Source organism: Bacillus sp. 0909A, from assembly GCF_036765115.1.
GTDB classification, from domain to species: domain Bacteria; phylum Bacillota; class Bacilli; order Bacillales; family Bacillaceae; genus Bacillus; species Bacillus mojavensis.
The window spans coordinates 925704-943450 of sequence record NZ_JBAIZU010000002.1 but is presented as its reverse complement, the minus strand read 5'-3'; the positions used below and the strand labels follow the sequence as shown (position 1 = coordinate 943450).

General features: G+C 44.6%; 19 protein-coding genes, 17 tRNA genes, 1 rRNA gene and 1 riboswitch. Of the genes, 29 read left to right on the top strand and 8 right to left on the bottom strand.

Annotation, left to right across the window (positions count from 1 at the left end; translation table 11 throughout):
* Positions 1 to 57 precede the first annotated feature (57 nt).
* The 17 genes from rrf (at position 58) to V6D42_RS10175 (ending at position 1924) form a co-directional block, all read left to right on the top strand.
* Positions 58 to 173: ribosomal RNA gene (rrf, locus tag V6D42_RS10255) — 5S ribosomal RNA — on the top strand.
* Between the two features lie 9 nt (positions 174 to 182).
* Positions 183 to 257, top strand: a tRNA-Asn gene (locus V6D42_RS10250).
* 5 nt (positions 258 to 262) lie between these two features.
* Positions 263 to 354, top strand: a tRNA-Ser gene (locus V6D42_RS10245).
* Between the two features lie 34 nt (positions 355 to 388).
* Positions 389 to 460: transfer RNA gene (locus tag V6D42_RS10240), tRNA-Glu, on the top strand.
* 9 nt (positions 461 to 469) lie between these two features.
* Positions 470 to 545, top strand: a tRNA-Val gene (locus V6D42_RS10235).
* A 7-nt stretch (positions 546 to 552) separates the two neighbouring features.
* Positions 553 to 629, top strand: a tRNA-Met gene (locus V6D42_RS10230).
* Between the two features lie 54 nt (positions 630 to 683).
* Positions 684 to 760: transfer RNA gene (locus V6D42_RS10225), tRNA-Asp, on the top strand.
* 12 nt (positions 761 to 772) lie between these two features.
* Positions 773 to 848, top strand: a tRNA-Phe gene (locus V6D42_RS10220).
* 5 nt (positions 849 to 853) lie between these two features.
* Positions 854 to 926: transfer RNA gene (locus V6D42_RS10215), tRNA-Thr, on the top strand.
* Between the two features lie 22 nt (positions 927 to 948).
* Positions 949 to 1033 (top strand) — tRNA-Tyr (locus V6D42_RS10210).
* A gap of 5 nt (positions 1034 to 1038) precedes the next feature.
* A tRNA-Trp gene (locus tag V6D42_RS10205) sits at positions 1039 to 1112 on the top strand.
* A gap of 24 nt (positions 1113 to 1136) precedes the next feature.
* Positions 1137 to 1212 (top strand) — tRNA-His (locus tag V6D42_RS10200).
* Positions 1213 to 1221: 9 nt separating this feature from the next.
* Positions 1222 to 1293: transfer RNA gene (locus tag V6D42_RS10195), tRNA-Gln, on the top strand.
* A gap of 48 nt (positions 1294 to 1341) precedes the next feature.
* Positions 1342 to 1416: transfer RNA gene (locus V6D42_RS10190), tRNA-Gly, on the top strand.
* 5 nt (positions 1417 to 1421) lie between these two features.
* Positions 1422 to 1492 (top strand) — tRNA-Cys (locus V6D42_RS10185).
* A gap of 7 nt (positions 1493 to 1499) precedes the next feature.
* Positions 1500 to 1588 (top strand) — tRNA-Leu (locus V6D42_RS10180).
* A 254-nt stretch (positions 1589 to 1842) separates the two neighbouring features.
* Positions 1843 to 1924, top strand: a tRNA-Leu gene (locus V6D42_RS10175).
* 95 nt (positions 1925 to 2019) lie between these two features.
* On the opposite strand, the gene V6D42_RS10170 is transcribed toward V6D42_RS10175, so the two are convergent.
* Positions 2020 to 2796 (bottom strand): sporulation protein, encoded by a 777-nt coding sequence (locus V6D42_RS10170; RefSeq protein WP_333513120.1) that lies wholly within the window; start codon positions 2794 to 2796, stop codon positions 2020 to 2022.
* Between the two features lie 152 nt (positions 2797 to 2948).
* Here V6D42_RS10170 and V6D42_RS10165 point away from each other — a divergent pair, with 152 nt between their 5' ends.
* Positions 2949 to 3146 (top strand): hypothetical protein, encoded by a 198-nt coding sequence (locus V6D42_RS10165; protein WP_010333477.1) that lies wholly within the window; start codon positions 2949 to 2951, stop codon positions 3144 to 3146.
* Between the two features lie 40 nt (positions 3147 to 3186).
* On the opposite strand, the gene V6D42_RS10160 is transcribed toward V6D42_RS10165, so the two are convergent.
* From V6D42_RS10160 to V6D42_RS10150, 3 genes are read right to left on the bottom strand one after another with little or no spacing between them, the layout of a single operon-like run.
* The gene (locus tag V6D42_RS10160) at positions 3187 to 4323 is read right to left on the bottom strand and encodes a zinc-dependent alcohol dehydrogenase (protein ID WP_333513118.1); all 1137 of its coding nucleotides are present in this window, start codon (positions 4321 to 4323) and stop codon (positions 3187 to 3189) included.
* 20 nt (positions 4324 to 4343) lie between these two features.
* The gene (locus V6D42_RS10155) at positions 4344 to 4703 is read right to left on the bottom strand and encodes a spore coat protein (protein ID WP_211090770.1); all 360 of its coding nucleotides are present in this window, start codon (positions 4701 to 4703) and stop codon (positions 4344 to 4346) included.
* A complete protein-coding gene (locus V6D42_RS10150) occupies positions 4700 to 4924 on the bottom strand; it encodes a hypothetical protein (RefSeq protein WP_024120670.1) in 225 nt (74 codons plus the stop codon). Before V6D42_RS10150 ends, V6D42_RS10155 begins: the two co-directional genes overlap by 4 nt.
* A gap of 101 nt (positions 4925 to 5025) precedes the next feature.
* Here V6D42_RS10150 and V6D42_RS10145 point away from each other — a divergent pair, with 101 nt between their 5' ends.
* The 3 genes from V6D42_RS10145 (at position 5026) to V6D42_RS10135 (ending at position 8128) form a co-directional block, all read left to right on the top strand.
* On the top strand, positions 5026 to 5718 hold the full coding sequence (locus V6D42_RS10145; RefSeq protein WP_333513144.1) for a Type 1 glutamine amidotransferase-like domain-containing protein: 693 nt from the start codon (positions 5026 to 5028) through the stop codon (positions 5716 to 5718).
* A gap of 68 nt (positions 5719 to 5786) precedes the next feature.
* A riboswitch (TPP riboswitch) is annotated at positions 5787 to 5894 on the top strand.
* Positions 5895 to 6028: 134 nt separating this feature from the next.
* Positions 6029 to 7801: a phosphomethylpyrimidine synthase ThiC gene (thiC, locus tag V6D42_RS10140; protein WP_333513117.1), complete on the top strand. Its 1773-nt coding sequence runs from the start codon at positions 6029 to 6031 to the stop codon at positions 7799 to 7801.
* A 141-nt stretch (positions 7802 to 7942) separates the two neighbouring features.
* Complete coding sequence (locus V6D42_RS10135) at positions 7943 to 8128, top strand: FbpB family small basic protein (RefSeq protein ID WP_333513116.1); 186 nt, start codon at positions 7943 to 7945, stop codon at positions 8126 to 8128.
* Positions 8129 to 8167: 39 nt separating this feature from the next.
* Here the strand turns inward: V6D42_RS10135 and katA are convergent, their stop codons facing one another.
* Positions 8168 to 9619, bottom strand: coding sequence for a catalase KatA (gene katA, locus V6D42_RS10130; RefSeq protein WP_105955244.1), 1452 nt, complete (start codon positions 9617 to 9619; stop codon positions 8168 to 8170).
* A 399-nt stretch (positions 9620 to 10018) separates the two neighbouring features.
* Between katA and V6D42_RS10125 the strand changes: the two genes are divergently transcribed.
* From V6D42_RS10125 to rpsN, 6 genes are all read left to right on the top strand, one after another.
* Complete coding sequence (locus tag V6D42_RS10125) at positions 10019 to 10786, top strand: ABC transporter ATP-binding protein (RefSeq protein WP_333513115.1); 768 nt, start codon at positions 10019 to 10021, stop codon at positions 10784 to 10786.
* A gap of 17 nt (positions 10787 to 10803) precedes the next feature.
* Complete coding sequence (locus V6D42_RS10120; protein ID WP_333513113.1) at positions 10804 to 11805, top strand: aliphatic sulfonate ABC transporter substrate-binding protein; 1002 nt, start codon at positions 10804 to 10806, stop codon at positions 11803 to 11805.
* Positions 11799 to 12632 (top strand): ABC transporter permease, encoded by an 834-nt coding sequence (locus V6D42_RS10115; protein WP_268504951.1) that lies wholly within the window; start codon positions 11799 to 11801, stop codon positions 12630 to 12632. Before V6D42_RS10120 ends, V6D42_RS10115 begins: the two co-directional genes overlap by 7 nt.
* Positions 12633 to 12651: 19 nt before the next feature.
* Positions 12652 to 13788, top strand: a complete 1137-nt coding sequence (gene ssuD / locus V6D42_RS10110; protein WP_333513112.1) for an FMNH2-dependent alkanesulfonate monooxygenase — start codon at positions 12652 to 12654, stop codon at positions 13786 to 13788.
* A gap of 90 nt (positions 13789 to 13878) precedes the next feature.
* On the top strand, positions 13879 to 14409 hold the full coding sequence (locus V6D42_RS10105; protein WP_333513143.1) for a hypothetical protein: 531 nt from the start codon (positions 13879 to 13881) through the stop codon (positions 14407 to 14409).
* Between the two features lie 107 nt (positions 14410 to 14516).
* Positions 14517 to 14786, top strand: a complete 270-nt coding sequence (gene rpsN / locus V6D42_RS10100) for a 30S ribosomal protein S14 (RefSeq protein ID WP_326192492.1) — start codon at positions 14517 to 14519, stop codon at positions 14784 to 14786.
* Between the two features lie 19 nt (positions 14787 to 14805).
* Here rpsN and V6D42_RS10095 read toward each other — a convergent pair whose 3' ends face one another.
* Both V6D42_RS10095 and V6D42_RS10090 read right to left on the bottom strand, forming a co-directional pair.
* Entirely contained in the window at positions 14806 to 15279 is a 474-nt protein-coding gene (locus tag V6D42_RS10095; protein WP_333513111.1) for a hypothetical protein, read from the bottom strand.
* A 1-nt stretch (position 15280) separates the two neighbouring features.
* The gene (locus V6D42_RS10090) at positions 15281 to 15481 is read right to left on the bottom strand and encodes a helix-turn-helix transcriptional regulator (RefSeq protein WP_010333491.1); all 201 of its coding nucleotides are present in this window, start codon (positions 15479 to 15481) and stop codon (positions 15281 to 15283) included.
* A 193-nt stretch (positions 15482 to 15674) separates the two neighbouring features.
* Between V6D42_RS10090 and V6D42_RS10085 the strand changes: the two genes are divergently transcribed.
* Positions 15675 to 15748, top strand: a tRNA-Gly gene (locus tag V6D42_RS10085).
* Positions 15749 to 15839: 91 nt separating this feature from the next.
* On the opposite strand, the gene V6D42_RS10080 is transcribed toward V6D42_RS10085, so the two are convergent.
* The gene (locus V6D42_RS10080) at positions 15840 to 16463 is read right to left on the bottom strand and encodes a hypothetical protein (protein ID WP_333513110.1); all 624 of its coding nucleotides are present in this window, start codon (positions 16461 to 16463) and stop codon (positions 15840 to 15842) included.
* 83 nt (positions 16464 to 16546) lie between these two features.
* Between V6D42_RS10080 and queG the strand changes: the two genes are divergently transcribed.
* A complete protein-coding gene (queG, locus tag V6D42_RS10075) occupies positions 16547 to 17692 on the top strand; it encodes a tRNA epoxyqueuosine(34) reductase QueG (RefSeq protein WP_333513109.1) in 1146 nt (381 codons plus the stop codon).
* Positions 17693 to 17747 lie beyond the last annotated feature (55 nt).

Sequence of the window (17747 nt, the reverse complement as noted above, 5' to 3'; positions counted from 1 at the left end):
AAAAACTCTTGACTTTTCAAGATATACATAGTATAATGTTAAATGTCACTGAAATTGTCTGGTGATGATGGCGAAGAGGTCACACCCGTTCCCATGCCGAACACGGAAGTTAAGCTCTTCAGCGCCGATGGTAGTCGGGGGTTTCCCCCTGTGAGAGTAGGACATCGCCAGGCAGACTTCATTCCGCAGTAGCTCAGTGGTAGAGCTATCGGCTGTTAACCGATCGGTCGTAGGTTCGAATCCTACCTGCGGAGCCATTATTGGAGAGCTGTCCGAGTGGTCGAAGGAGCACGATTGGAAATCGTGTAGGCGGTCAACTCCGTCTCAAGGGTTCGAATCCCTTGCTCTCCGCCACTGATATTTATACATAATCACAATTGAAAGTCTGGGCCCGTTGGTCAAGCGGTTAAGACACCGCCCTTTCACGGCGGTAACACGGGTTCGAATCCCGTACGGGTCATTATATGATGGAGGATTAGCTCAGCTGGGAGAGCATCTGCCTTACAAGCAGAGGGTCGGCGGTTCGAGCCCGTCATCCTCCACCATTATCATCGCGGGGTGGAGCAGTTCGGTAGCTCGTCGGGCTCATAACCCGAAGGTCGCAGGTTCAAATCCTGCCCCCGCAACCAAAAAATATATCCTTTTAAATAAGGAGCGCCCAAAGGGTGCAAACAAATTTAATTGGTCCGGTAGTTCAGTTGGTTAGAATGCCTGCCTGTCACGCAGGAGGTCGCGGGTTCGAGTCCCGTCCGGACCGCCATTTATATAATAAGGCTCGGTAGCTCAGTTGGTAGAGCAACGGACTGAAAATCCGTGTGTCGGCGGTTCGATTCCGTCCCGAGCCACCACCTATGCCGGTGTAGCTCAATTGGTAGAGCAACTGACTTGTAATCAGTAGGTTGGGGGTTCAAGTCCTCTTGCCGGCACTGTTTTTTCAAAACTTAATGTGGAGGGGTAGCGAAGTGGCTAAACGCGGCGGACTGTAAATCCGCTCCCTCAGGGTTCGGCAGTTCGAATCTGCCCCCCTCCACCATTTATAGGGGCATAGTTTAACGGTAGAACAGAGGTCTCCAAAACCTCCGGTGTGGGTTCGATTCCTACTGCCCCTGCCAAATTTATGACATCTTGAGATTATGGCGGTTGTGGCGAAGTGGTTAACGCACCAGATTGTGGCTCTGGCACTCGTGGGTTCGATTCCCATCAATCGCCCCATATTATCATTGGGCTATAGCCAAGCGGTAAGGCAACGGACTTTGACTCCGTCATGCGTTGGTTCGAATCCAGCTAGCCCAGTCTCATTTTTTATATCAATTGCATATAATGTATTAAGTCCCTTAAGATGCGGAAGTAGTTCAGTGGTAGAACACCACCTTGCCAAGGTGGGGGTCGCGGGTTCGAATCCCGTCTTCCGCTCCAATTACGGCGGCATAGCCAAGTGGTAAGGCAGAGGTCTGCAAAACCTTTATCCCCGGTTCGAATCCGGGTGTCGCCTTTCTTTTGCCGGGGTGGTGGAATTGGCAGACACACAGGACTTAAAATCCTGCGGTAGGTGACTACCGTGCCGGTTCAAGTCCGGCCCTCGGCACCAATTTTACTTACTTGATAAGTTAAATTGGTGTTTGTGCTTGAAAATATAATGAAGCTAATCATATCAATGATCTACATAAGTAGATCATTTTTTTATTTTATGAATATCTCGATGTAAGCATTGGGCTGCATATCATAGAAAATTGCTTTAGCTACTTATTATTATATTTCCAAAAAAACTTTTTTAAAATTCATTGACACTTTATCGTATCCATGATATATTTATATTCGTCGGTTAGATACGACGTAAAACTTGCCGGTGTGGCGGAATTGGCAGACGCGCACGACTCAAAATCGTGTTCCTTCTGGAGTGTCGGTTCGACCCCGACCACCGGTATCCAATAGAACCCTGTTTCTTACATAAGTAAGAAACAGGGTTCTGTTTTTATTAAAAGAAGGAGCCTATGCTTAATATAGACTCCTTTTTGTTATTTACTCAGCATATTGGTCGATGATCTCTTCTAATACCTCTTCAAGTTGTTCGATATCATCAAGCTCTGATTGTCTGAAACGGACACGTACGAGCTGCTCTCCGTCATTATACATCTCTTCCAGCCATCCTCGCAGGCCTCTTGCCCGGCGATCGACTTCGAAAATAATTTCTAAACCGTCTTCCTCTAAAAGAAAAATAAGCTCTAATTCATCAAGCATCTGACGGTAATAGCCTGATGTTGGAATAAACTCAAATTCTTGAACGAAAGGTAGGCGGCGCTGGAAATAAGATGCCTGTTCACAGTCTGCTTCGTTAAGACGGAAGCCAAGGTTTTCAATTGCTTCTAACACATTTTCAACCCAAGGATGTGCTTCTACAAAGATACGATCGTGATCTGATTTATCAATACCGCCTTGAATGTCAAGGTCTGTCACTACTGCGACTTCTACTTTTCCTACCGTAATCGGTGTATCAAGAGGCAGGATGAAGGAGAACGGAAATTGATGTTCTTCTCCAGGCTGAATGGTGAATGAACCAGTTACCCGAACAGAATGAATTGTTGCGTATTTCCGGTGCTCTTCATCGTCTTTTACAATGACATATTTTGTATTGAGCTGTAAGTCAATGTAACGGATATCCTGGGCGATTTTCCCGCCTTTTACATGTACAGTTCCGCGGACTTCTTCTCCTGGACAATACGCATCTTTCTCCAAAATGGTATCGACTTTTGCTGCGCCGATGCCGGCACTTGCTGCAAGTTTCTTGAAAAATGACATGTTGATCTTCCCCTTTTTCTTTTTCTCAATAGTTATACGTGGGAAGAAGGAAAAAAGGTTCATTTATTTCAAAATAAATGAACCTTTTTTCCTATAATCGTTTATCTGAGGGACAGACTAAAATTGATGCTTGAGTAAAGGAGGAGACATGAATGAATAAAGAAACGATGGTCGCTGATGAATTACATAGAATGTTTTTAGCTGGTGAGCTGCAAATCACAGTCGAGGAGGACATTAACAATCTTTCAGAAAGACTGAGAAGCGGCGAACTCAGATTAGACAGTTTGACCGGGGAAGATGCGTTTATAAAAGAAACAGTAAACGAAGCATTAAGAAGAGTGGAGCAATAAAATAAAGAGACGGTTTCTCAAAATGAGAGACCGTCTTTTTTTATGGTTTCAGAAGCACTTTGATAGCTCCGTCTGTTTTCGTATCAAACACCTCATATCCGTGCTTTGCTTGATCTAACGGCAGAACATGTGTGATGATGTCGCCCGGATCTACTTTACCTGAAGCAATCAAATCATACAGGTACGGCATATAATGAATGACAGGGGCTTGCCCGGTTCTGATATTTACATTCCTTTGGAAGATGTCTCCGAATGGAAATGCATTGTATCTCATTCCATACACACCTGTCACTTGAATTGTGCCGCATTTTCTGACAGCCTGTGCCGCCGTTACTAATGCACCCATGGCTCCGCCTTGCATTTTAACACCGGTGGCGAGAAATTCAAGCGGGGACATTTTGCCGTCCATTCCCACACAGTCGATGACGACATCTGCTCCGCCCTGTGTGATTTCTTTCAAATATAATCCGGCGTTTTCTAAGTGTTCGAAATTAACGGTCTCTACATTGTTTGTTTTTTTGGCGTGCTGAAGGCGGTAGTCTACATAATCCACTGCAATGACTCTTTTGGCGCCTTTCATCCATGCGAATTTTTGCGCGAGCAGCCCGACTGGACCGCAGCCGAGAATAATGACGGTATCTCCCTCTTTTACTCCTGCGTTGTCAACGCTCCAATAGGCAGTCGACATAGCGTCTGAAAGCAATACTAATTTCTCATCTTCTATTTCACAGTCATCAGGCAGTTTAAAGGGAGTGAAGTTAGCATAGGGGACTCGCATGTATTCAGCCTGGCCTCCGGGATAGCCGCCTGCTGAGTCTGAATAGCCAAAATAAGCGCCGATTTCGCCATTTGCGTTTGAATTGTCACATTGGCTTTCAAGCTGGTTTTTGCAAAAGAAACATTCGCCGCAGCTGACGTTAAACGGTATGATGACACGATCGCCTTTTTTGACCTTGTGAACGTCGGGGCCTGTTTCTTCCACAATGCCCATTGGTTCATGGCCGATGATATAATCTTCAGGGAAATTGGGAACCATGCCATGAATTAGGTGTAAGTCAGAGCCGCAGATTGCTGTGGTTGTCAGTTTGACGATGATATCATCAGGTTTTTTGATTTCTGGCGCTTTTACCTCTTTGACGCGGATGTCTTTAATGCCTTGATACGTAACAGCTTTCATTCATGATGTCTCCTTATTATTTAGTGATCGGGCGTTGCGAATGTTCCGAGACGGTTCGTGTTATCAGGGAAAAGTTTTAGCCCGGCGATATCAATGGCTGTTTGTGCTGATTTCATATCGATTTGAAATTGTTTGTCCAAGTCAGAAGGGAAAAGCCAGCCTTTTTCCATCATGAGCTGTGATAGTTCGCCGTGCAGGTAAATAGCGGCGTCCAATTGATTGCGCAATGCTGTTCTGAGTTCTGGGCTTGCGGTTTCCGTGATGGCGACAGCATAATTTTTGATGCCGGTTTTTACGGAAATTAAGAAATCAAGGGCGAGTGCTGAATCAGCAAGGTCAGGCATGCCTTTTGCGTTTTTCGGGTCTAAGAAATCGTTCAATGATAGTCACCTCCTGTTATTGTCGGGGCCTTTTGATAGAGGCTCTGAAGTTCAGTTACGTCCCGTACAGACTGCTGTACATCCTTCTCCATAAGGGCTCTCAGCTCCTGATCGAACACCAGTCCCTGCATCATTTTTGATTTAAGTAAACATACGGTTTTGAAGTTGAGAATCTCGTGTAAATCAACTGTTTCGTGGTTTGCCAAACGGTCTTGTTCCATTTTTTCGGTCACCTCCTGGTTCAAAGGTATTTTTGCCTTGTCTCATGCTTTTATGCGAAAGTGCTATAATGGATAAAATATTTTCTTGGGGGAGTCGGATGATGAAACAAATTATTGCGATGGGCGGCGGGGGTTTTTCAATGGAACCAGATCATCTGGTTCTTGATCAATTTATCATAAATCAGTCAAAGCAGCCCTCACCTCGCATTTGTTTTCTGCCAACGGCAAGCGGGGATGCTGAGAATTATGTCCAGCGGTTTTATCATGCTTTTCAACAGCTTGATTGTGACCCGTCTCATTTGTCTTTGTTTAAGCCGCCGACAACAGATTTAGCCTCCTTTATCTTGGAGAAAGATGTGATTTATGTCGGTGGAGGAAATACAAGAAATTTGCTTGTGCTGTGGAAGGAGTGGGGACTGGATCATATATTAAGAGAAGCTTGGGAGAACGGCACTATTTTGGCGGGACTAAGTGCCGGTGCGATCTGCTGGTTTGAAGAAGGAGTGACGGATTCTGCCGGACCGCTGACCGGCTTGAAAAGCTTAGGTTTTTTGCAAGGCAGTTTTTGTCCTCATTATGATGGGGAGAAGGATCGGAGACCTTCATATCATCGCCTGATATTAGAAAAAGCGTTGAGCAACGGTTATGCAGCGGATGATGGAGCAGCTCTTCACTTTATTGATGACCAGTTTTTTCAGGCTGTAAGTTCAAGATCTCATGCAAATGCGTATAAGGTGGTGCTTCATGAAAATGGTATCTCTGAAACAGCATTGCCGAATACATATTTGTCTTGAATATGCTGAATATTTTATACATTCCTCTTTTTTTCAGTTTGTTTTTGTGATACGATAAGTGGGAAATTAATAGTTACTAGGGGTGCCCGCTAGCGGGCTGAGAGAGAAGATATGCTTCTTAACCCTTTGGACCTGATCTGGTTCGTACCAGCGTGGGGAAGTAGAGGAATTGTTTTTATTGTTGCCGTATACTGTGCAATAATATGTTTCTTTCTGACTGTAACCGGGTTCATTCAACTGAATCCGGTTTTTTGTGCTGGTTATGGGCTTGATTTTGTCCTTTCAAACAAAGAGAGGGGAAGGATAAGTAATGCAAAATCATTCAGTGCAGCAAGCCAACATTTCCATTATGTCGAGTTTTTCGGGGAGTAAAAAAGTATATGTAGAGGGTGCATCGCCGGATATTCAAGTGCCGATGAGAGAAATTGAACTTAGTCCGACGACAGGATCATTCGGCGAAGAGGAAAACGCACCGGTTCGTGTTTATGATACAAGCGGACCGTATACGGACCCCGATGTGAAGATTAATATTCAAGAAGGTTTAAAACCGCTACGCCACAGGTGGATTACAGGGCGCGGCGATGTTGAGGAATACGAGGGACGTGCTGTGAAGCCAGAAGACAACGGCTATAAAAAAGCTAACCCTAATGTAAGCTATCCCGGCTTAAAGCGGAAACCGCTGCGGGCGAAAACGGGCCAAAATGTCACTCAAATGCATTATGCGAAAAAGGGGATTATTACACCTGAAATGGAGTTTATCGCTATTCGTGAGCATGTGTCTCCCGAATTTGTGAGAGATGAGGTAGCCAGCGGCCGGGCGATTATTCCAGCAAATATTAATCATCCAGAAAGTGAACCAATGATTATCGGCCGGAATTTTCATGTGAAAATTAACGCGAATATCGGAAATTCAGCGGTTACGTCTTCGATTGAAGAAGAAGTGGAAAAAATGACGTGGGCGATTCGCTGGGGAGCAGATACGATGATGGATCTTTCCACGGGGAAAGACATTCATACGACGCGTGAATGGATTATCAGAAATTGCCCGGTTCCGGTTGGCACTGTGCCGATCTATCAGGCGCTTGAAAAAGTAAACGGTGTAGCGGAGGATTTAACGTGGGAAATCTACCGTGACACGCTGATTGAGCAGGCTGAACAGGGTGTGGATTATTTCACGATTCATGCGGGTGTTTTGCTCCGATATGTACCGCTAACCGCTAAACGGACAACGGGAATTGTGTCACGCGGAGGAGCGATTATGGCACAGTGGTGTCTGGCTCATCATCAGGAAAGCTTTCTGTATACTCATTTTGAAGAAATCTGTGAAATTATGAAAACGTATGATATTGCCTTTTCTCTTGGAGACGGGCTTCGCCCAGGATCAATTGCCGATGCTAATGACGAAGCGCAGTTTGCTGAATTAGAGACGCTCGGAGAACTCACGCAAATTGCCTGGAAGCATGATGTTCAGGTGATGATAGAGGGGCCTGGTCATGTACCGATGCATAAAATCAAGGAGAACGTCGATAAACAAATGGAAATCTGTAAAGAAGCGCCTTTTTACACGCTAGGGCCGCTGACGACGGATATTGCACCGGGCTATGACCACATTACATCAGCGATCGGAGCGGCGATGATCGGCTGGTATGGAACGGCTATGCTTTGTTATGTAACGCCGAAGGAGCATCTAGGGCTGCCAAACCGTGAAGATGTGCGGGAAGGGGTTATTACATACAAAATTGCGGCGCATGCGGCTGACCTTGCAAAAGGGCATCCGGGAGCGCAAATACGAGATGACGCTTTATCAAAAGCCCGCTTTGAATTCCGCTGGCGAGACCAATTTAACCTGTCGCTTGATCCTGAAAGAGCACTTGAATACCATGATGAGACACTGCCTGCCGAAGGGGCGAAAACGGCTCATTTCTGTTCGATGTGCGGGCCGAAATTTTGCAGCATGAGAATTTCTCAGGATATCCGTGATTATGCCAAAGACAAAGAGCTCAATGAGTGGGATGCCATTCAAGAGGGCATGAAAGAAAAAGCCGAGGAATTTGTAAAACAAGGCAGCAAACTTTATAAGTAACAGTATAGAAAGAGATTGACAGGCCAAATTGAATACGTTTTAATATAGCTAATATATATTTCCAACATTTGCTGATCGGATCACCGAAGGCTCTTATCTTTTGAGATAAGGGCCTTTTTATTTTTAAAGGAGGGAGAAATGATGGGAACCAAAAAAGAGAAAGGGAGAAGACACTTCAGAAAACGAAAAACATATGGCAATCAGATGCTGCCGCTGGCACTTCTTATTGAACAGAACAAGCGGGAGATAATGAATAGTGAGGAGTTAATGGAGAAAATTTATATGAAGATTGACGAGAAGCATACGGCAATCCATAAATCTATGTAAAACACCCGCTGAATAAACAGCGGGTGTTTTTCTATGCTATTAAACTTCTTTTTTAATCGGCAAACCTAAGCCTTCTGCCACGCGTCTTCCGTATTCAGGATCAGCTTTGTAAAAGTGCTCGATTTGGCGGAGTTTGATTTCTTCTTTTTCTACCGGTTTCATCGCATTTACGATATTTTCTACAAGGCGGGTGCGTTCCTCTTCGCTCATTAAACGGTAGAGATCGCCGGCTTGTGTGTAGTGATCATTGTGATCGTAGCTTACGCTGTCAGCCATTCCTTGTACTGGATAAGCCGCTTGTTTATCCTCAGGTGACTCAGTCGGTCCGCCGAAGCTGTTTGGCTCGTAGTAGACTGAGCCTCCGCCGTTATTGTCAAAGCGCATTTGTCCGTCACGCTGATAGTTTCTTACTTCGTTGCGTGCGCGGTTGATCGGCAGGGCTTGGTGGTTTGCTCCGACACGGTAGCGATGCGCATCATGATACGCAAACAGACGCCCTTGAAGCATTTTATCCGGTGATACATCGATACCGGGGACCAGTGTTCCAGGTGAGAATGTTGCTTGTTCTACTTCGGCAAAGTAGTTTTCCGGATTTCTGTCAAGAACCATGCGGCCGACTTCAATGAGCGGATAGTCTTTTTGAGACCATACTTTTGTGACATCAAACGGATCGAAGCGATACGTATTTGCATCTTCTAAAGGCATGATTTGCACATATAATTTCCATGCAGGGAAATCGCCGTTTTCGATTGCGTTGAACAGATCTTCTGTATGATAATCCGGGTTTTCACCGGCAATTTTTGCTGCTGTCTTCACATCAAGGTTCTTCACGCCTTGTTCTGTTTTAAAGTGGTACTTGATCCATACGCCTTCGCCTTCGGCATTTGTCCATTTGAATGTATGGCTTCCAAACCCGTGCATGTGGCGAAGTGTAGCAGGAATTCCGCGGTCAGACATCAGGATCGTCACTTGGTGTAAAGATTCCGGTGAAAGTGACCAGAAATCCCATACAGCAGTAGGGTTTTTCAAGTGTGTTTTTGGATCTCTTTTTTGTGTATGGATAAAATCAGGGAACTTAATCGCATCGCGGATGAAGAATACCGGCGTATTGTTACCGACGATGTCATAGTTTCCTTCTTCCGTATAAAACTTAACGGCAAATCCGCGCGGGTCGCGAACGGTGTCAGCAGAGCCAAGTTCACCGGCAACTGTTGAGAAACGGATGAACAAAGGTGTGCGTTTGCCGACTTCTGATAAGAAAGCAGCTTTTGTATATTTTGTTACATCGTTTGTCACTTCAAAATAACCGTGTGCACCCGCACCTTTGGCGTGTACGACACGCTCAGGAACACGTTCTCTGTTGAAATGGGCCAATTTTTCGAGTAAGTGTACATCTTGGATTAAAGTTGGTCCGCGAGAACCGGCAGTCATTGAATTTTGATTATCTCCAACTGGAGCGCCCCAGCTAGTTGTCAGTTTATTGGAACTCATGTCATCACCTCTTGGAATTTATAAGAAAATAATATCATCTCTAAGTAAAAAGTCAATATTATTTTATAATGATTATAAAATAATTATTTCTATAATGCGATAAAAACTATTAAAAAAAGCAGAAAACCTTTGTCAGAAAAGCTAAATAGAGATGATCTAGGGTTCAAAGAAAAAAGCCCTATTTGCGAATATGAAAAGTAAGTGATAAACAGTAATACAAAAAATGGTGAATAAAAAAGAGTTGACATATCGGAATAATTTGAATTAACATGATATTCAAACAAAAAAACAATTGGGCAGCTGATCGGACCGCCGAAGGCTCTCATCTCTACAAAAAACAGAGATGGGGGCCTTTTTGTTTTTTTAGAAGGCGGGGTTGGCAGAAGGAGAGGGATAAAAGTGGCTGTGACCATCAGTATCAAGGAAAAAGCGTTTGCTCAAGAAGGCCGCAAAACTGCGGTCTTGGAGAATATTCAATTGTCAATTGCACCGGGTGAGTTTTTAACGCTCATCGGACCGAGCGGATGCGGGAAAAGCACACTTTTAAAGATAATTGCAGGACTTGATTCTGATTTTAGCGGGAGTATCGAAATTAACGAACGGCATGTGACTGCACCCGGTATTCAGCAAGGATTTATTTTTCAGGAACACCGTCTCTTTCCTTGGCTGACGGTTGAGCAGAATATTGCCGCCGATTTGAATTTGAAAGATCCAAAAGTCAAACAAAAGGTAGATGAACTGATCGAGATTGTCAGATTAAAAGGATCAGAGAAAGCATATCCGCGTGAGCTGTCGGGTGGTATGTCTCAAAGAGTGGCCATCGCACGGGCTCTTCTGCGGGAGCCGGAGGTGCTGCTTTTGGATGAACCGTTCGGTGCGTTAGACGCGTTTACTCGAAAACACCTTCAAGACGTGCTGCTGGATATATGGCGGAGGAAAAAAACAACGATGATACTCGTCACTCATGATATAGATGAAGCTGTTTACTTAGGGAATGAGGTTGCGATCCTAAAAGCCAAACCGGGAAAAATTCATAAGCTGATGCCAATTCATCTGGCTTATCCCCGAAACAGGACGACGCCTGATTTCCAAGTGATTAGACAGAAAGTGCTGTCGGAATTCGAAAAAACAGAAGACGTTGAGTATGCAGAAGGATCAGGGATATAGAAGGGGCTGAAGCAGAGATGAAAAAAGGAATCGTTGTATTGGCGTCTATTTTTTTTCTGCTGGCAGGATGCGGAGCAAATGGAGCCAGCGGTGACAAAAAACCATTGAAAGAAATACGGATCGGAATACAGCAAAGCTTAAGCCCGCTTTTAATCGCCAAGGAAAAAGGCTGGTTTGAAGAGGCTTTTGAAAAAGAAGGCATCAAGGTGAAATGGGTGGAGTTTCAAAGCGGGCCGCCACAATTTGAAGGGCTTGCAGCAGATAAACTTGACTTTTCTCAAGTCGGCAATTCACCAGTGATCGCTGGGCAGGCGGCAGGCATTGATTTTAAAGAAATCGGCTTGTCTCAGGATGGATTAAAGGCGAACGGCATACTTGTCAATCCAGACAGCGGGATTAAGGAGGTCAAAGATTTAAAAGGAAAGAAAATTGCTGTTGCAAAAGGCAGCAGCGGCTTTGACTTTTTGTATAAAGCGCTTAATCAATCAGGCTTGTCAGCTGATGACGTGACGATTATTCACCTGCAGCCTGATGAAGCGGCCTCTGCGTTTGAAAACGGTTCGGTTGACGCATGGTCCATCTGGGAGCCGTACCTATCCTTAGAAACAATCAAACACGGAGCAAAACTTCTTGTGAATGGTGAAAGCACCGATTTATATTCACCAGGGTTTACATTAGTGAGAACAACATTCTCTAAGGAACATCCAGACGAAGTGGTCCGTTTTCTGAAGGTTTTTAACCAGGCGGTTGTATGGCAAAAGGAACATCCGGATAAAGCGGCTGACTTGTATGCAAAAATAAAAGATCTCGATAAAAAGGTCGTAGAAAATGTGCTGAAAAATACGGAGCCTCTGAATGAGGTTATTCGTGAAGACATTATAAAAGCGCAGCAGGTGACAGCGGATTTTCAATTTAAAACAAAAGCGATAGATAAGAAAATTGATGTGAGAGAAGTTGTTGATAATTCATTTATCAAAAAAGCGTTAAAGGAAAACGTCTCTGGAGGTGATCCATCATGAAAGCAGAGGCTGCAGGTTCACTGCCGAAAGCAAATGCTGAAGCGATACAAAGAAAGCCCCATAGAATCAAATACGGGTGGGCAAAGGGGCTTCTGCTGCCTGCTGTGCTCATAGCCATCTGGCAGGTGATTGGCAGTCTTGGCATCGTGTCGGCGACAGTGCTCCCTACTCCTGTTGCGATCTTGCTGACGTTTAAAGAACTCATTTTGACAGGCGAGCTCTTTGGCCATCTGCAAATCAGTATATACCGCGCAGCGCTTGGTTTTGTACTTGGTGCGGGGCTTGGACTTTTGATCGGTATTTTGGCCGGATTCTCTAAACGGACGGAATTGTATCTTGACCCATCATTGCAAATGCTCAGAACCGTTCCGCATCTGGCTGTCACGCCGCTGTTTATTTTATGGTTCGGTTTTGATGAAATATCTAAAATTTTGCTGATTGCGCTCGGCGCTTTCTTCCCTGTGTATATCAATACATTTAACGGCATTCGCGGAGTTGACGCTAAGCTGTTCGAAGTTGCCCGGGTGCTTGAATTTAAATGGCATCAGCAGATGACAAAAGTGATTGTGCCGGCATCCCTGCCTAATATATTGCTCGGCATTCGTTTATCGCTAGGTATTGCATGGCTTGGGCTTGTTGTAGCGGAGCTGATGGGTTCGAGTTCTGGGGTCGGTTACATGATCATGGATGCCAGACAATTCTCACAAACGAATAAAGTGTTTGCCGGGATTATCATTTTTGCGGTGGTTGGAAAGCTGACGGATTCTTTTGTCAGGCTGCTAGAACGAAAGCTATTAAAGTGGAGAAACAGTTACGAGGGAAAATAGACGAAAAGGAGAGAGTGATATGGACATTCTTTGGTTTATTCCGACGCATGGAGACGCAAGGTATTTAGGGTCGGAAAGCGATGGACGGACGGCGGATCATGAATACTTTAAACAAGTGGCGCAGGCCGCTGACAGGCTGGGGTATACAGGAGTCCTACTGCCAACGGGAAGATCGTGCGAGGACCCTTGGCTCACCGCCTCGGCGTTAGCGGGAGAAACAAAAGACTTAAAGTTTTTAGTAGCGGTACGGCCCGGGTTAATGCAGCCTTCTCTTGCAGCCAGAATGACCTCTACCTTAGATCACATTTCAGATGGACGGCTCTTGATTAATGTTGTCGCAGGGGGCGATCCGTACGAGCTAGCCGGGGACGGACTGTTTATCAGTCATGATGAGCGCTATGAAGCAACGGACGAATTTTTAACTGTTTGGCGGGGGCTTTTGCGCGGAGAAACGGTTACCTATGAAGGAAAACATATAAAAGTGGAAAACAGCAATCTGCTATTCCCGCCGCGGCAAGCACCCCACCCGCCTATCTATTTCGGCGGATCCTCACAGGCTGGAATTGAAGTCGCGGCAAAGCATACAGATGTGTATTTAACGTGGGGGGAGCCTCCTGAGCAGGTAAAAGAAAAGATTGAGAGAGTCAAAAAGCAAGCGGAAAAAGAGGGAAGAACAGTACGGTTCGGCATCAGGCTGCATGTGATCGCACGAGAAACAGAACATGAGGCGTGGGAAGCGGCTGAGCGTTTAATCAGCCATTTGGATGATGACACGATTGCCAAAGCACAGGACGCTTTGCGCCGTGCTGATTCTTCGGGTCAAAGGCGGATGGCGGAGCTTCATCGAGGCGATCGGACAAAGCTTGAAATCAGCCCGAATCTGTGGGCGGGTATCGGCCTGGTCAGAGGAGGGGCAGGCACGGCTCTTGTCGGAGATCCGCAGACCATTGCCGACCGTATAGCGGAGTACCAGGCCCTTGGCATTGAATCATTTATTTTTTCCGGCTACCCTCATTTAGAAGAAGCGTACTATTTTGCAGAGCTCGTCTTTCCGCTTTTGCCGTTCGAAAATGAGCGGACAAGGAAGCTTCAGAAAAAAAGAGGAGAAGCCGTCGGAAACACTTATTTTGTCAAAGAGAATCAAGCATCAGTTTAAGTGAAAACACAGCCTCCGAGCATGGTATGATAATCAAAAAAGGAGGCTGTTTTTATGAGAATACTTATTAGTGCCTTTTCTCTGATGGTTATGCTGTCTGCATGCGGAGATACGAAGCACATGGAAATCAAAGAGGCGGATGTTTCAGATATTGAAAAAAACAGAATGAAGATTGCGGCTCCTCATTCATTCGCTGCGGAAGTGACGAATATCAACGAAAGCATTTCTGAGGCGGACATGTACATTGAACATTACCAAAACGGAAAGCTTGTTGAAACGATAGGTCCGGTAACTGCTGATTACACGGAAGGAAATCCCAATACATTACAATTTGTTTATTTTGAGAATGAGGAAGAGAAGAAAAAAATGAGCACCATTCACTTTGGCATTGTTGATGAACAAGGGAGCAGCACGGCTGCTTCATCGTTTCAGCGTGACGTCAGCACTACACAGGAAATGACTCAGAATATATCAACAGCGGAGCCAATTTCTTTCGGAAAACCTGTATTGATCGGCAGCAGTATAAAAGATTCTAACGGTACAATGAAAACCTCTGAAAACAAAAATGAACTGATCAAACATAAAGATGTTCTGCTTTATTATGTTGAATTGCATAAATAGAATGGACGGCTTAGACCGTCTGATTTACTGAGCGATGTGCTTGCATTTTAGAATACAACATGATACATTTTAAATCGTAAACATTACGATTTAAAGGAGGTTATTTCTTGGCTAAGAAATCAAAAGTGGCAAAAGAATTGAAACGCCAGAAGCTTGTTGAACAATATGCAGCTATTAGACAGGAGTTAAAGGCAAAAGGAGATTACGAAGCCCTCAGTCAGCTGCCGAGAGATTCAGCACCTGGAAGACTCCATAACCGCTGTATGGTAACGGGCCGCCCGAGAGGATATATGAGAAAATTTAAAATGTCCAGAATTACTTTTAGGGAGCTGGCGCATAAAGGCCACATTCCTGGTGTGAAAAAAGCAAGCTGGTAAGAAAAAACTCCGGACACGATTACATCGCGCCGGAGTTTTTTTCATTTTTCTTGAAGGAAATGACGTAGGATAGGTGCTGAATGATCATGATGATAAACACAACAATAATAGGGAAAAAGGGAATGTGTGATTGAAACAGGGGATAAAAAATGAGCAGGACAGCGGCGGCAGGCAGTGAAAAGTAGACGGCGATATATGACGCACGGCAGGCGTTTGCCGTCATCATCTGCTCTCTTTCATCCTGTTCCTCAAATTCATCTGGCAGCAGGAGATTTTTTGACGCAGGCCGGCTTTTCTTTTGTAGATACATATAAACCGCAGCTGCCGCAATAAAGAGAATAAACGGGGTGATGTTTATTTCAAACATCATCTGGCCGTTCCTTGTGCTGAAAAAGGCTCCAATGCCTTCCGAAGCTTCAAAGTATGCAATCAGTGTCCAGCATGCAAGGCCGAACAAAACGAGGTGAAATGCTGCTTTTGTTTTCATGCCCATATTAGTCTTCCTCCTCTAGCCAAAAGACATCCTCCATTTTCATGGAGAAGGCTTTGCAGATTTTTAATGCTAATAACAGTGAGGGAACATAGTCTCCTTTTTCAATTGCTGCTACCGTTTGTCTCGTGACGCCGACCGTTTCTCCGAGTTTTTCCTGAGAATAGCTGAATCGCGCTCTGAGCTCTTTCACTTTATTTTTCATCATGACGTATGCCACCTTCACATTCTCACTTTCTTCCATTGTATAGTTTATTTAACAGTATGTAAATGTAACTTAACAACATTGCAAAAAGAAAAATTTTTTTCGACAAATTTTTTATATTCCCTTGACGAAAATTTAATAAACGTGTAACATAATAAAAGTCAAAGCGGTGCTGACACCGACAATCACAAATGCGGGTGTAGTTTAGTGGTAAAACCTCAGCCTTCCAAGCTGATGTCGTGAGTTCGATTCTCATCACCCGCTCCATACATACGTTATTAACGCAGTGTTTCGTTTCTCAGATAAACGAAGTATTGCGTTTTTTTATGTAAAAAAGAACACGAAATCTCGTGTTCTTTTACGTAAGCCAATGTACTGTATGGCCGCCGCCGTGAATTTGTTCAAACATTTTCGTTAATGATGTTAAAAGGTTAACGGCGTTTTCTTTTTCAATCGATGGCGGGAAAAAGATGATTTGCAGCATGCTTTTTGTATCTGCTGTGACGGGTTTTTGATTGACGTTGTTTTTGAAATCGCCGAAAACACCGTTTTCATCAGAATAAATCAGTATGTTATCTTTTTCTCCTATTGAAATCCGGACTGGCTCCTGAAGCTTGTCGGCATCATAGATCATAATGGGAAGAGAATATTTTAACGCGAAAAAATGTATGGTATCATGGGCTGAATCCTCGCTTTCCATGAATTGTTCTTTGGATATCGGGATCAGCATTTGCTCCATCGGCGTTTTTTCTCCCTCGAATGAAGGGTCCAGCTGCTTAAAGATTGTCTTCCATTCTTTTACAAAAGGCTGGCTGGAAATTCCGCCGTCCGCATAGTCAAAAAACAGAGACTCTTGAAATAAACGAAGTCTGCCTTTCAGCATTTGCGGAGAGGAGCCGACTTCAATATTTTCATATATCACAGCGGCTGCATTTATTCCTGCCGCACGTTCAGTAATAACAGGATCAAGTTTGATATTCACATGCATTCACTCCAATTACGGGATATCAACCTATTATACAACGGCTTATTGTTTTATCACAAAGAAAGGAGGCTGTGCAAAACATGAACGTTTATCAGCTGAAAGAAGAATTAATTGAATACGCAAAAAGCATTGGCGTGGACAAGATTGGTTTTACGACCGCTGATACATTTGACAGTTTAAAAGACCGTTTGATTCTTCAGGAGTCACTCGGATATCTTTCCGGTTTTGAAGAGCCTGATATTGAAAAAAGAGTGACGCCAACGCTGCTTTTGCCGAAAGCGAAATCAATCGTGGCCATTGCGCTTGCTTATCCTTCGAGAATGAAGGATGCGCCAAGAAGCACGCGAACTGAGCGCAGAGGCATTTTTTGCAGAGCCTCCTGGGGAAAGGATTATCATGACGTCCTGCGGGAAAAGCTCGATCTTCTGGAGAATTTTCTGAGAAGCAAGCATGAGGATATCAGGACAAAATCAATGGTCGATACGGGTGAATTGTCTGATCGGGCAGTGGCGGAACGGGCCGGAATTGGGTTCAGCGCCAAAAACTGTATGATTACAACGCCGGAGTACGGGTCTTATGTGTATTTGGCGGAAATGATTACAAATATACCTTTCGAACCGGATGTCCCGATTGAGGATATGTGCGGATCATGCACCAAATGTTTAGATGCTTGCCCGACGGGAGCGCTTGTGAACCCTGGGCAGCTTAACGCTCAGCGCTGTATATCTTTTCTGACCCAGACAAAAGGATTTTTGCCGGATGAATTCCGCACGAAAATCGGAAACCGCCTGTATGGATGCGATACGTGCCAAACGGTATGTCCAATCAATAAAGGGAAGGATTTTCATCTTCATCCTGAAATGGAACCGGATCCTGAGATTGCAAAACCGTTATTGAAGCCGCTTTTAACCATCAGCAACCGTGAATTTAAAGAGAAATTCGGACATGTTTCAGGCTCGTGGCGCGGAAAAAAACCGATTCAACGGAATGCGATTCTGGCGCTTGCCCACTTTAAAGACACCTCCGCACTGTCTGAACTGACGGAGCTTATGCATAAGGATCCGCGACCGGTAATTAGGGGAACGGCTGCCTGGGCGATCGGGAAAATCGGAGACAACGCATACGCGGAGGAGCTTGAAAAAGCACTGGAAAAAGAAAAAGATGAAGAAGCAAAGCAGGAAATTGAAAAAGGAATTGAATTGCTAAAAGCCGGCATGACTAAATAAGTCTTGTCCTGACATACGTATAGAGCAGAAGGAAAAAACACTTGAGATGCAGCCA